The sequence below is a fragment of the Amycolatopsis sp. NBC_01488 genome (assembly GCF_036227105.1).
Lineage (GTDB): Bacteria > Actinomycetota > Actinomycetes > Mycobacteriales > Pseudonocardiaceae > Amycolatopsis.
The window spans coordinates 5706528-5719888 of the sequence record NZ_CP109434.1 but is presented as its reverse complement, the minus strand read 5'-3'; the positions used below and the strand labels follow the sequence as shown (position 1 = coordinate 5719888).

11 protein-coding genes are annotated in these 13361 nt (G+C 65.7%); 8 read left to right on the top strand and 3 right to left on the bottom strand.

Features of this window, described 5'->3' with window-relative positions; translation table 11 throughout:
- The first annotated feature begins 221 nt into the window (after nt 1-221).
- Nucleotides 222-1220, top strand: coding sequence for a pyridoxal phosphate-dependent aminotransferase (locus OG738_RS27220; protein ID WP_329045084.1), 999 nt, complete (start codon nt 222-224; stop codon nt 1218-1220).
- A gap of 44 nt (nt 1221-1264) precedes the next feature.
- Nucleotides 1265-2293, top strand: coding sequence for a methyltransferase family protein (locus OG738_RS27215; RefSeq protein ID WP_329045082.1), 1029 nt, complete (start codon nt 1265-1267; stop codon nt 2291-2293).
- Nucleotides 2294-2306: 13 nt separating this feature from the next.
- Here the strand turns inward: OG738_RS27215 and OG738_RS27210 are convergent, their stop codons facing one another.
- The gene (locus tag OG738_RS27210; RefSeq protein WP_329045080.1) at nt 2307-2879 is read right to left on the bottom strand and encodes a helix-turn-helix domain-containing protein; all 573 of its coding nucleotides are present in this window, start codon (nt 2877-2879) and stop codon (nt 2307-2309) included.
- 137 nt (nt 2880-3016) lie between these two features.
- Between OG738_RS27210 and OG738_RS27205 the strand changes: the two genes are divergently transcribed.
- The 5 genes from OG738_RS27205 (at nt 3017) to OG738_RS27185 (ending at nt 8725) form a co-directional block, all read left to right on the top strand.
- Nucleotides 3017-4234 carry an MFS transporter gene (locus OG738_RS27205; RefSeq protein WP_329045079.1) on the top strand — a complete coding sequence of 406 codons (1218 nt, stop codon included), beginning with the start codon at nt 3017-3019 and terminating at the stop codon, nt 4232-4234.
- 468 nt (nt 4235-4702) lie between these two features.
- Nucleotides 4703-5188, top strand: a complete 486-nt coding sequence (locus OG738_RS27200) for a hypothetical protein (RefSeq protein ID WP_329045078.1) — start codon at nt 4703-4705, stop codon at nt 5186-5188.
- Between the two features lie 32 nt (nt 5189-5220).
- Complete coding sequence (locus OG738_RS27195) at nt 5221-6480, top strand: methylaspartate mutase (RefSeq protein WP_329045077.1); 1260 nt, start codon at nt 5221-5223, stop codon at nt 6478-6480.
- Entirely contained in the window at nt 6477-7469 is a 993-nt protein-coding gene (locus tag OG738_RS27190) for an asparagine synthetase A (RefSeq protein ID WP_329045076.1), read from the top strand. The genes OG738_RS27195 and OG738_RS27190 overlap by 4 nt, the downstream gene beginning before the upstream one ends.
- Nucleotides 7466-8725, top strand: a complete 1260-nt coding sequence (locus OG738_RS27185; protein WP_329045075.1) for a glutamate synthase-related protein — start codon at nt 7466-7468, stop codon at nt 8723-8725. Before OG738_RS27190 ends, OG738_RS27185 begins: the two co-directional genes overlap by 4 nt.
- Here the strand turns inward: OG738_RS27185 and OG738_RS27180 are convergent.
- Both OG738_RS27180 and OG738_RS27175 read right to left on the bottom strand, forming a co-directional pair.
- Nucleotides 8688-9908, bottom strand: a complete 1221-nt coding sequence (locus OG738_RS27180; RefSeq protein WP_329045074.1) for a helix-turn-helix domain-containing protein — start codon at nt 9906-9908, stop codon at nt 8688-8690. The two genes, OG738_RS27185 and OG738_RS27180, sit on opposite strands and share 38 nt — an antisense overlap.
- A gap of 23 nt (nt 9909-9931) precedes the next feature.
- Entirely contained in the window at nt 9932-10210 is a 279-nt protein-coding gene (locus OG738_RS27175) for a hypothetical protein (RefSeq protein ID WP_329045073.1), read from the bottom strand.
- A 246-nt stretch (nt 10211-10456) separates the two neighbouring features.
- On the opposite strand from OG738_RS27175, the gene OG738_RS27170 reads away from it, so the two are divergent.
- Nucleotides 10457-13357 carry an AfsR/SARP family transcriptional regulator gene (locus OG738_RS27170; protein WP_329045072.1) on the top strand — a complete coding sequence of 967 codons (2901 nt, stop codon included), beginning with the start codon at nt 10457-10459 and terminating at the stop codon, nt 13355-13357.
- Nucleotides 13358-13361: the final 4 nt, after the last annotated feature.

The window sequence follows — 13361 nt, the reverse complement described above, 5'->3', positions numbered from 1 at the left end:
TCAGCCTCCTGCTGGTGACTGTGGGGCCGCAAAGCGGCTCCGGACCTTCCACGGTTCCAGCGATCGGGCCGGCGTTCGAGGACACATGCCCGGCAACTGGCACGAGGGCAGGGGCAACCTCGACAGGAATTTGTTGCCTGGGTTGTTGCCTGGCCGATGACGATCGAATCCCGCGAACATCGGTGCGGACCGGAACCCCGGCCACGATCCAGGAGGCCGCGATGGACCGATGCATCATCTCCGGCGACGACATGTTGCTGCTGGATTGGAACGAGAGCCCCCTCGGCCCACCACCCGAGGCGGTCGCTCGCGCTGTCGACGCCGTCCGGCGGTTGCACCGTTACCCCCGCGGTCTTCTCGCCGAAGTCGGCGTGCTGGCGGCCGAACACTTCGGCGTCGGTCAGGACGAGCTGCTCCTGACCGCGGGGGTGGACGAGGCCGTGGACATCGCATTGCCTCTTGTGAACCGAGCCTGGGCGCTACAACCCGGTTTCGACGCCTATCCCGACCGCGCCGGGGTCGGGCGCAAGCAATTCTTGCCCATTCGCCTCGGACCGGATTGGCAACCGGTCGGGATACCGCCGGAGCTGGGTAACGGCGACATGGTGTTCATCGCGCAACCGAACAACCCGACCGGCACGATGGTCTCCGGCGAGTGGCTGTCCCAAGTAAGCAAGAAGGCCGAGTACCTCTTTCTCGACGAAACCTACCAAGAGTTCTCCGGCGCGCCGAGCATGCTCAGCGGCGCTCGCCCCGGCCGCGGCCTCCTGGTATACCGCAGCTTCGCGAAGGCGTTCGGGCTGGCAGGCATCCGCGTGGGTTGCCTCATCGCGGAGGCCGGAATGATCGCCGAACTGGCGCCTGCGAGACGGTTCATGCCGATCGACGCGGTCAGTCTCGCAGCCGCGGCGGGCGTGCTGACAACACCTGCCTTCATCCAACGGCTCGCCGACCACGTGCGCGCTGCTCGCCCGGCGCTGGCCACCATCCTGCGCGACAGCGGTGTCTTCGCCGAGGTGCGCGACACGCACGCCAATTTCGTCATGGCCAAACTCCGGCCGGACCGCGCCGACCCGGTGCTGGACGCGTTGCTGTGCGACCGGATACAGGTCAAGCACTGCGACTCATTCGGTTTGCCGGGATGGCTCCGCGTCAGCGTCGGCACGGCGGACGACCATCGCCGGCTCGCTCTCTGCCTGTCCAATGTCCCGGTCCGCTGACCCGAATCCCGTCGGTATCGAAATAATCGAAGCGAGGACGCTCTGTGACCATTCCTGCCGATTTCCAGCATCGCCTCATCGACGCCATCAGCCCGATCCGGCACTTTTTCGTCGCCCAGGCGCTGCATCATGCCCTTGACCTCGGAATCTTCGAGGCGCTTGACGAGCGCTCCGGCGTCGACGCCACCGCATTGGCGGCGAAGCTGGGTCTCGATGCCGGCCGGCTGCCCGGTCTCTTGCTGTTCCTTCAGAACGAAGGCTTCGTGGTGAACGAAGACGGCTGGCGGTTGACGGCGCTGGGGGAAGGCTTGCCGGTTTTCGCGCCTTGGTACGAGATGTTGGTGGGTGGCTATGCCTCCACCATGCAGCAGCTCGGCGAGGTGCTCCGTCCTGACGCCCCCTGGGCGACCCGCGACACCACCCGGGTCGGCGCAGGTAGCTGCGGCATCGGCCGCTACGACGCCGTCCCGGTCGTGCAGGCCCTGCTGAGCGCATCTCCGGAGACCTCCTCCGTCATCGACCTGGGATGCGGCGACGGACGGTTTCTCATGGACGTCCTGCTGTCACGGCCGGGCTTGCGCGGCGTGGGCATCGAACCGAACCCGGCCTCGGTGCGGCTGGGCGAGTCCGCTCGCGCCGAGCTAGGGCTCGGCGACCGGCTGGAGATGGTCATCGGAGCCGCGGACGCGGCAGCGGACCTCGACCTGCCCGGCAATGGACACGGTACTTGTTTCATGACCGCCTTCGTTCTGCAGGAGATGCTCGAGCAGGAGGGGGAGGATGCGGTCGAAGAACTGCTCCGATCGACATTTCGAAATCATCCCGAGGCTCGCTGGCTGGTTGTCGAAATGGATTACCGACCCGAAGCACCGGTGATGGCACACGGACTCGCATTGAGCTTCTACAACCCATACTTCCTCATCCACTCGATCACTGAGCAGCGTCTCCAGAGCCGGCAATGGTGGGTCGAGCTATTCCAGCGCGTCGGACTAACGTGTGTTTCGGAGGCCGAAACAGACCCCCGGGTCGACACCACGGGGCTGCAGTTCGGGATATTGCTGGCGCGAGGTTGAACACCGCAGCCGGTCAGCGCGGATCGGGAGTGGTGTAGTAGGTGACCACCATCGCCGTCGGCACGCCATCCGGATCGCTTTCGGCCTCGGCGAATTCGGCAACGAGCGCCGAGAGCCGCTTCGCGAACGACTCCGCTCGCTCGACGGAGAGCCGGACGTCCAGAGCCGCGACGGTGGACGGTGGGAGTTCGCCGTCGTAGCCACCGATCCGGGCGTGTCCGGCGCGGATAGCCCGGAAGAGGTCGGTGCGGTGCCGGTCGAGCACCGCACCGAAGGTGCGCAGCACTTCGTCGGAGGCCGCGGCCCCACCGAGGAAGGCTTCTTCGATCCGCACCGACCGCTGACCGGCCCGGTAGCCCTGCTCGACGATCCCGCTGACCAGCCTGCTGCTTGCCACCTGGACCAGACCAGTGCCGACCAACTGCTTCAGATGCCGGTACAGGCGCGTCTGCGAGACCTGGAGCTCGCGCGCGATCTCCTTGGCTGTGAGGCCGCCCACCGGCACGTCGACACGCGTCATCAAGAGGTTGATGATTGCCAGACGCAGCGGGTCGGCCAGGGCGCGCAAGGACTCGACGTCGTCCACGTACCGGACCGGGACGACGGGTGGGACAGGCTCATCGGTCATCTTGTCATCGTCGCAAACTTCTCCAAGTGTCTCTCGCGGCGTCGACCCATTCACGCTATCATGAATGTTGTCGATCCACTGAATGGGGAGAGCTTGTGACGACTCCGACGGGGCACGCGGTGATCCCGCTGCACCGGAACCGCAACTTCCGGCTGCTGTGGACCGGGTCCGCCGGCGCCTTCCTCGGTCTGTTCGCGCTCGAGACGGCAATGCCTTTGCTGATCTTGGGTACCTGGTCCTCCCCCGCGTTGACCAGCGTCTTCGCTGCTGTTCAGACCACGACCACCGTCCTGTGCGGGGCTCCGGCGGGCTGGCTGCTCGACCGCTACGACCGCCGGAAACTGCTCGTGCTCGCCGAGACGGCCCGTGCGGTCGCGCTGGCCACGCTCGCCCTCGCCCTGTGGCTCGGCCAGCTCACGATCGCCCACGTGATCACGATCGCGGTGGTCCTGGGCAGCATGCAGACCGTCGGCACCGCACGGATGCTCCTCGTCCGGGCAAGTGTCCCGGACGAACAACTGACCGCCGCGGTCACCGGCGAGGAAGTCCGGAACAACGCCGCCGAGCTCGCAGGCCCACCATTGGGCGGCGTGCTGTTCGCCCTGTCTCCCGTACTCCCGTTGCTGGCTGCCACGACCCTGTTCACGGTGTCCGCCGGGCTGACGTGGCTGGTCCGGCTACCGGCCAGGACACAGCCACCGGCCGCCTCCGGCGAGGTGCTGAAGGGCTTGACCGCTGCGCTGCGGGAGAGAGCCATGCGGGCCGCGATTCTGGTTCTCATGCTGATCAACTCCGTGGCGTGGATCGCCCAGCTCGTCACGATCGTGCTGCTCCAACAGCACGGCGTCGCGCCCTGGCTGGTCGGCCTCGTGGTTGCCGGGTTCGCCGTCGGCGCACTGGCGGGCACGATGCTCGTGGCACCGCTCCAGCGGCGTCTGGGTCCAGGTGCCCTCCTCCTTGTGGTCGGGCTCGCCCAAGTGCCCACACTGGCCGGGCTGGCCTTGTCGCTGGGGCCCTGGTGGGCGGCGCTGATGTGCCTGTGTTTCGGTCTGGGCCTGCCACAGGTGCGGGTGCTCCTCGACGTCCTTGTCATCCGCCAGATTCCCGACGAGCGAAGGGGACAGGCGCTGAGCGGTGTGTTCACTCTCCTGAGCCTCAGCTTACCGATCGGCATGATCGGTGCCGGGATGCTGATGAACTATTCGACCCCGCGGACCACACTGCTGACCCTTGCCTCGGTTCTCCTGCTCGGCGTGGCCTGCGCCACCTTCAGCCGCTCGGTACGGACTGCCCGGTGGCCGGGGAAGCAATGACACCACGCGAATCGGAACACGTGGAGCACAGCCGCTCGTGGTTGTAGTAGCGGCCGACCGGATCCACTCACTTGGCCGCTTCTCGCAGGATCTCCTCCTCCACCTGCAGCTCAGCGATCTGCTTCCGCAACCGCGCCACCTCATCGGTCACCGCCGGATCCTCGGCCGACGGCCCAGCCTCCGCGGCCGGCTAGGCCGAATTCACCCAGGACCGCAGGGTCTCGTGGCTGTCCCCAGCTCCCGCGCGACCTGCCGCAACGGCCGATCACTCGAGTTCACCAACTCCACCGCATCCCGACGGAACTGCTCCGGATACCTCGAACGCGACACCAGGACGTCCTCCCTCCAGACCACTGTCTGGATCAAGGTGTCCCAAGGGGCAACTCCGCACGAGTTGCCGGGCACGTTCCTGGTGAGCTCCCGAGGACACTGCGAGAATTGCAGGAAATCTCAGGAAAGGCAGGACTGATGAGGCCCGACGCGCAGCAGTTCGGCCGAAGGGCCAACACGTCCACAATAAGCCACGGGTCCAGCTCGTCAGGCCCCGCCGCGCTTCTGACCACAACCATCTCGGACGCGCACACCTGGAACCTCGTGTTCCTACAGAGATGGCTTGAAGAATCCGGGCTGGCAGTGCGCAACCTCGGCCCCTGTCCGCCTGTCGGGCTGGTCATCGCTGAAGCGACGAACGTGGTGCCCGACCTCATCGTGGTCAGCACGGTGAATGGCCACGGCGTCAATGACGGTCTACAGCTGATCCGCGCGCTTCGCGCGGTGCCGTCCCTGCGCGCGATCCGAGTGGTCATCGGCGGCAAATTGGGGATTGGTCTCGGCGGCCGCCGGTATCGGGAACGGCTTCTCTCAGAAGGCTTCAGTGCAGTGCTCGACGGGGAGGACGGCATGAGCCGCCTGCAGACTCTGCTCGCGACGCTCGTGGTCCGAGGCGGGAAATGAAAACCGCAGTGCCCGGATCGTTCGGAGATGCCGTGGCCGCTGCCGCCGCTCGACGCCGGCTCGTGGTGCAACCCCGCATGGGCATGTCCGACCCGCGCGTGATGCGAGAGGGCCTGCTCGCCACGAAACACGCGGCCGCGACTACAGTCGGCACCATCAGCGTCGACAGCTACACCCGCCTCGACGACCTCGAGTCGGCGACGCTGGCCGTCCTCGAAGGCCTCGACCTCAACGGATATCCATTGGTGACGACGAGGACCGACGTCACCCGTGCCGTCCTCGACGGACTGCAGACCCCTGACTTCCCTGTCCAGGTACGCCACGGCTCTCCAGTACCCCAACGGATCATGGTTGCGCTGATCGACGCGGGCATGGACGCCACCGAAGGTGGCCCGGTATCCTACTGCCTGCCCTACGGACGCTTTCCCCTCCGCGATTCCGTGCGCAACTGGGCTGTCGCCGCCGAAACGCTCGCCGCCGCCCGCGGCCAGGGCAGCCGGCCGCATCTGGAGACGTTCGGTGGCTGCATGATGGGACAATTGTGCCCGCCCGGCCTCCTGGTGGCGCTCAGCATTCTCGAAGCGATGTTCTTCGTGCAGCACGGGATCGACAGCGTTTCGCTCAGCTACGCGCAACAGGCCGATGCCGACCAGGACCGAGAGGCGATCCGTGCGCTGCGTCGCCTCGCCGGGGAGTACTTGCCGGAGGCGGAATGGCACATCGTGCTCTACGCCTACATGGGGATGTACCCGGCCACCCGCTCCGGCGCCGAACACGTGCTCGACGACGCGACCCGATTGGCGGTCGAGGAAGGCGCGGCCCGGCTCATCGTCAAGACCAGCGCCGAAGCCCACCGCATACCGACCGTAGCCGAAAATGTATCCGCCCTGGAACGAGCGGCACAAACGGCCGAGCGCTGTCACATCGGCCACCGGCCGGAGGTGGAGGACACCGGAGTAGAGAGGGAAGCACGACTGTTCCTCGACGCCGTTCTGAGCTTCGGGCACGACATCGGGGCCGCGCTGATCCTCGCGTTCGCCAAGGGGCACCTGGACATACCCTACTGCCTGCACCCCGACAACGCCGGCGCGACGAGGGCGTTCATCGACGCACGCGGCAAACTCCGCTGGGCCGCGACCGGGACATTGCCAATCCACCGCGAGACCACCGAAGAGGCGGACCTGAGTTCACGAGGTCTGCTCGAGTACCTGTCCTACGTTCGCCGTAAGTACGACAGCGCCGCGACGATCGGAGCAACTGGCATGACACCCGCTGAATCGAGACTCTCATGACGGACCCCGACCGTCGGTTCCCGCCGCCGCCCGGTCAGCACTTGCGCTCACCGGTCACTCAGCGGGCGCTGCGAGTCCAGGACCAGGTCCTGGTGGCCGCTCGCGCCTTCCTCCGGCAAGAAGGGTGCATCGAGCTGCCGGCGCCGGTCGTCGGCCCGGTGACCGATCCCGGTGCGCGCGGCGCGAAGCAGCTCGACGTCAGCCTCTACGGCCACCGGTACAAATTGATGACGAGCGCGATTCTATACAAGCAGGCATCGCTCACCGCGACGTCACGCCTTTTCTGCGTCGCCGCGAATCTGCGTGCCGAACCACCGGAAACCGCTGACACCGCGCGGCACCTGGTGGAGTTCAACCAGATCGATGTCGAGCTGGCGCACGCGACCCGCTCGGACACCCAGGAGCTCCTCGAACGACTCGTGACGCACGTGGTGAAGCACGTCACCGAAGCGTGCACCGCAGATCTCACCGCACTCGGCAGGGACCCGACGAACCTCGTTTCGCTCCTCCACGAGCCGTTCGAAACGCTCACCCACCGGGAGGCCGTGACTCGGTTGCGCGAGCTTCAGCACACGCAGGACCTCCATGCGGAGATCAGCTGGTCAGGCGAGGCTTTGCTCTCACAAAAAGCAGCCGGACCGTTCTTCATAACTCATTATCCGCGCGGGTCCCGCGGGTTCTACGACCGTCAAGACCCCGACGAGCGTGATCTTCTGCGCAATTTCGATCTCCTCGCACCCGGCGGCTTCGGCGAACTGGCCAGTGGCGGCGAGCGGGAGCACGACTACACGCGAGTGGTCACCAGAATGCGAGAGACCGGAGAAAACCCTGCGAAGTACGGTTGGTACCTCGACGTGCTCCGCGACGGCATCCCGCCCAGCTCGGGATTCGGACTCGGCCTTGAGCGGCTGACCCGATTCATCACCGGATTGGACTATCTGTGGCAAACGACCGCGTATCCCAAGGTTCCCGGACAGTTGGGAGCATGAGGCAGCTACACGCCACCGGGTTCCCGGAAGCAGAAGTACGCGAACGAGCCCGCACCGGATCGGCCGCGATCTTCCCACCGCTCGAAGGGTACGGCCAGGACGTCTACGGCCAGTCCGCGGCTGTCGAACTCACCGGGGATCCACTTGCCCTTCTTCGCATCGTTCCGCCCGTCTTCATGCCCGCCCGACTCGCCAAAATGGTCGAGCTCGGCCGTGAACCGGCTTTTCACGACGTCGATCTCGATACCAGGATCGGCGGGTTCCGGTCGCCGTTGCCGGTCTACCTCTCAGCCTTCGGCTCGACTCAGCTGGGCAGCGCCTCCCACGCGGTGGAGGCGAGCAGGCAAGCAGGCAGCCTCGGTCTACCCATGGTCGTCGGGGAAAATGTGGTTCCGATCCACGGCTCTCGCTCCGCCGCGCGATCCGTACTGGCAGATCGAGTGGATGCCTACCTGGGCGCCGTACCGGACGGTGCCGGCGGCGTGGTCGTCCAGCAATCCACTGAGGACGCCGACGCCGAGGTCTGGAACGACATTTACAGTGATCCCGCCACCGAGCCGCTCCTTCGATCGGAGCGATTGGGGTTCGAGCTCAAGGTCGGGCAGGGCGCGAAACCCGGGTTGGGCGGGATGACCGTTGTCGACGCCCGCATCGCCGCCTCACTCACCTCACAGTATGCGACTCACCCTCTCTTCGGATCGGTTGCCGCCAGCCTGCGCACGAGCATTCCGGGCACTTTCACCGAGGAGATACTCGTCAACCAGGTACGCATGATGCGCAACAACTTCCCACGCGCTCGAGTATGGGTCAAACTGCCCCCCGCATCCGACATCGCCCACGCCGCCACGGTGGCTTGGGAAGCCGGAGCCGACGCGGTGACGGTCGATGGAGCGGAAGCCGGCACAGGCTGGGCGCCCAGGGCATTTCTCACGAGCGTCGGACTGCCCCTCGGCGTCTGCATGGACCTGCTTCAAGGCTCGTCCGGTTGCTTGCTGAGTTCCGGCAGGATCTGGGAAGGCACCCGCGCAGTGAAATGCTTGGCGCTCGGCGCACGGTCGGTCGGCCTGGGGCGAGCCGCCTTGATCGCGGTGGACGAAAACCCTCGCCACGGCCTGGTACAGCTGGTCGAGGCGCTGACACTCGAGCTTCGAATGCTGATCAGTTCACTTGGTGTGTACACGCCGAGCGCCCTCGCCCCGAGCCACCTGTGGTCCCCAGTTACAGACCGGTCAGGTTCACCGACGCGGACCTCATGAATCTCCGGACGTAGCCGAGCACATTGTAGGCGTATTCCGGACCGCGCCGCACCTGTACAAGCGAGAGTTCCACCAGCTTGGCCAGCTGGGCAACGACGTCCTGTCCGATCGACTGCATGCCCTCCGCCTCACGGAAAACGTCCGCGACGGTGAACTGACCAGGCAACGCCGACAACACGCGAAGCATCGCACGCTGCCTCGGGTCGAGCATGTCCACACTCCAATCGATGCTGTCTGCCAGCGTGCGCTGGTGCGGCAGACCGCGACCCGTCGACTGTCTGAGCACCGCCTCGAGCGGGTCGGTCTGCAATAAGGCGTCCAAGGACGCGGAACGCAGCCAGACGGCGGCGGCCTCCAATGCTCCGGGCATGTGGTCAAGTAGGTTGCACAACCTCAGGATCGCCGGCAGCCGACTGCTGAGATCCAAGGTCGGACACAGCACTGCGAGCCGTCGGAACAGAAATTCTGCCGCATAGCCACCGGAAGTGTCCTCGCTCACCCCGAAGGGCCGGACTTCACAGACGGGCACCCCCGGTAGGAGCAAAGCTCGACGCGAGGTGATCAGCACCCGGATACCGGGGTACGCACCGAGCAACCGCCACACCAGGTCGACGGCCTCGTCCAGAATCCGTTCGACACCGTCGAACAGCACGATGCCGCGAAATTTCTCCCCATCCATGTCGAGCTCGCGCGTCAGCTCACCGATCTCCGAGTCGCCTCCAGCCAGCGCCTCCGCGCCGATCACGACGATCGGTTCGGCATCGCGTCGAGCGACCCGCCCTGCGACCTCCACCGCCAGCCGGGTCTTCCCCACCCCGCCGGGGCCGGTCAGCGTCAGGCAACGGCTCTCCCAAAGAGCGTCCGCCACCTTCTCGACCTCACCGGCATGGCCAACCAGCGGATCCAGATTGATGCACAATCCGGCCCAACCGGGGCCGGCGCTGCTTTTGACCGTCATCGGCAGAGCGCCGCCCGCCCCAGAAATTGTGGTCAGCAACAGCTCAACCGAGGCACGCCGAGGCGACCGGGTGGCGCCGGTCTCGATGTTTCGAATAGTCCGAACACTCACCGACGAGCGGTTGGCGAGTTCTTCCTGCGACCAGCGCAGGGCTGCGCGCTGAGTGATCAGGTACCCAGCGAGTCCGGATCTGCCTTGCGACGCCGACTTGCTATTCAATACCACAAAACCCCCTCCATCGACAATTCCTACACATAGATTCGCAATCGTTCTGCACGCTGTAGAGCCACGTTCGCGAGAGAGTCCTCGGCGGGCCGGTCGCAGCCGAACTGCGTCGCGAAGTTCCGGAATGGCCCGTCGGCGAATCCCCATACCGGGCCGGCAGCCGACGTCGGCGCCAGGGCCGCGTTCGTGGCGGCGAACTGCGCGACCTGCCAAGCGTCTTCGCTGTCCGGCCGTGGCGAGTTCCTCGTCGGCAAGCACTCCGGCCGGACGACTCCCGGCGTGCCGCCCAGCGCCTGGCGCACCTCCGGATTGCTATGGTTGCCTCTGTCCTGATCAGGGCTTTCGTGTTACACCCCGGCTCTTCCAGAGCGCGGATCACCATCCGACCATTCGGCAGGTCAACCTTCACGTTCAGGCACCTCGCGAGTCCCCCTTCTGCCGGCTCGACTGACAGTCACCCCACAGCGATGCGACCGGCCCCGGACGATGCTGCCCCAGGCGGTCCTTGTTCTATCCTCGGCACGTCCTCGAATCTTGCTATCGTTGCCATGATCGGGTTCGTCGAAGGAGGGGGCGGTGTGAGATTCGGCGTACTGGGACCTCTTGAGGTAACAGATGGTGACCGGCGTCTGAAACTCGGCGGACCGAAGCAGCAGAAAGTCCTCGCCGCTCTCCTGTTGGCCCATGGCCACGTCGTCCCCATCGAGACCCTCATCGACGTAGTCTGGGAGGCCGAACCTCCTGCCAGCGCCGAGAAGCAGATCCGCAACGCTGTGTCGAACCTTCGGAGCGCCTTGGCCGGGAACGCGCACGTAATCGAGTCGACAGCGGCCGGATATTCCTTGGCCGCAGCCGTACGACTGGACATGATCGACTTCACGGATCGACTCGACCGAGCCCGAGAATTGCGGAAAATGTCGGGCAACACGGAAGCTGTCAACGAATTCCGTGCCGCACTGAGCCTCTGGCGAGGCGCCGTCTTGGTCGGCCTTGACTGTCCGGGCCTGATTCCGCAAATCACCGGGCTGCACGAACAACGGCTGGCTGCCTACGAAGAGTGCGTAGAGCTCGAACTGGAACTCGGCCGGCATCGGCAGCTTACCGACGAGCTGACGCGGTGGGCGGAAGAACACCCCCTTCGCGAACGGCTCGCCGGTCTGTTGATGCTGGCGTGGCACCGATCGGGTTCACGTGCCCAGGCACTGGTCGCCTACCAGCGCATCGAAAGTGCCCTCGGCGAACAACTCGGCATCGAGCCGGGAACCGACCTGAAGCGCTTGCGCGAGTATGTCACCGACGCGGCCTTGCTCCCTGCACCGGAGCGCTGGACGCCACGCAACGACCTACCGCGCGACATCAGCTACTTCACCGGACGACAGCTCGCGCTCGAACGACTCCTGTCGGCCTCGACGACTCCGGCGGGCACGATCACGGTGATCTCTGCGATCGACGGGATGGCCGGCGTCGGCAAGACTACGCTCGCCGTACACGCGGCACACCGCCTAGCCGGCAAGTTCCCGGACGCTCAACTGTTCGTGGACCTCAATGCGCACACGCCCGGCGGGGCTCCCATGTCGCCGTCAACGGCACTGGAGAAGTTGTTGCGGGCGCTCGGACTGGGCACCGAGGTGATCCCGCCGGAGGTCGAAGACCGGTCAGCGCTCTGGCGGGCGCAGCTGGCCCGTCGACGCGTCCTGGTGGTACTCGACAATGCGTCCGATACCACGCAGATCACGCCCCTGCTCCCCGGGTCCCCGCACAGCATGGCCTTGGTCACCAGCAGGCAGCGGCTCACCAACCTCGACGCCAACCTCATCTCGCTCGATGTCATGCCCCTCGCCGACGCGCGGGATCTGTTCGAGAAAGTCGTCGGCGACGACCGGCCGTTCACCGAGCCCGACGCCACCGAGGAGGTGCTGCGACTGTGCGGATTCCTTCCCTTGGCGATCCAGATCGCCGGAGCGCGGCTACGCCATCGGACAGCGTGGACCACTTCTTACCTGGCGGCGCGCCTGCGCGACGACCACCGGCGGCTCGAAGAACTCGAAACCGACGACCTCAGCGTCGCGACCGCCTTCTCCCTGTCTTACGAACAACTTCCCAGCGACGAGAAGCTGGCCTTTCGCTTGGCCGCGCTGGCTCCCGGCGCCGACATCGAGCCGCACGCGGCGGCCGCGCTGATCGAATGCACGCCGGAGGAGGCGGAGAGGAAGCTCGAGAACCTTGTCGACGCGCACCTCCTCCAGCAGCAAACACCTAGCCGGTACCGCTTCCACGATCTGATCCGGGCGCACGCGTCCAAGCTGTCGGCAAGCGTCGACAGTGAAGCGGACCGCCGCGCGGCCCTCACTCGATTGTTCGACTTCTACCTTTCCACGGCGTCGAAGGCGATGGACTCGGTCGCGCCGACAGACTGGCCACACCGTCCGAGGCTCTCCGAGCGCGCAGCGGTGACTGCGGACGTGTCGAACTACGACCGGGCCCTCGGTTGGCTCAACGCCGAATGTTCGAATCTGGTCACGATGTCGGAATTCACCGTCTCGCACGGCTGGCCGACCCACGCATCCCTGCTTTCGTCTACGGTGTGGCGATACTTTCACATTTGCGGCAACCACGACGAGGCTTTGGCCGTGCACACGAACGCGCTCGTCGCGGCGTCGGCCCTCGGCAACGCCCTCTTCGAGGCAGACGCACTGGCCAGCCGCGGATACATCAACTGGTTCCTCGGTCACTATCAGCGGGCGCTCACCGACTGTCGAGCCGCCGTTCGTATCGCGGCTGACAGGGGCGACCGCAGTCTCGAAGGCCGAGCACTGCACGCACTGGGTCTGGTTCACACGAGATTGGGGTCAAACGACGAAGCCAGAGAAGTCCTCCAGCGCACACTCGCCGCCGGTCGGGAAACCGGCGATCAGGACCTCGAGGGATATGCGTTGCGGGGCCTCGGCGAGATATACTTCAATCTAGGCAGGCATGAGGACGCCATCACCAGCTACGAGGAAGCCGTGTCGGTTGCCCGCAGAGCGGGAAACGACACGATCGAGGGCTACGCACTCCGCGCTCTGGGCGAAATTTGTTCTGACATGAACCAGCACCGCAAGGCTCTCGAGCATTGCGTGCGAGCGCTGGAGTTGGCGCGCCGGATCAGGAACCGAAACATCGAAAACCGAGCGCTTCGAACGCTCGGCGAGATCCACCGGCGCGTTGGTGAACCTGAAATGTCCTGTCAAAGGTACGAGGAAGCACTTCACCTCGCGAAAGAGACCGGAAACCGCTACGAAGAGGCACGCGCACACGAAGGGGTGGGCGATGCCCGCTTGGAGGCCGGTGATGCACGTTCGGCAATCGTTCACTGGCAGCAGGCGTTGGAACTCTACGACCAGCTGGGCGTCCCGGAAAGTGATCGAGTACGAGACCGTCTGGATGCCCGCCACAGCCATGTGAGGTGAACTG

Coding starts and splice junctions, on each gene's coding strand:
- OG738_RS27220 (WP_329045084.1), top strand. CDS start 222: ATGGACCGATGCATCATCTCCGGCGACGACATGTTGCTGCTGGATTGG.
- OG738_RS27200 (WP_329045078.1), top strand. CDS start 4,703: ATGAGGCCCGACGCGCAGCAGTTCGGCCGAAGGGCCAACACGTCCACA.
- OG738_RS27190 (WP_329045076.1), top strand. CDS start 6,477: ATGACGGACCCCGACCGTCGGTTCCCGCCGCCGCCCGGTCAGCACTTG.
- OG738_RS27185 (WP_329045075.1), top strand. CDS start 7,466: ATGAGGCAGCTACACGCCACCGGGTTCCCGGAAGCAGAAGTACGCGAA.
- OG738_RS27170 (WP_329045072.1), top strand. CDS start 10,457: ATGATCGGGTTCGTCGAAGGAGGGGGCGGTGTGAGATTCGGCGTACTG.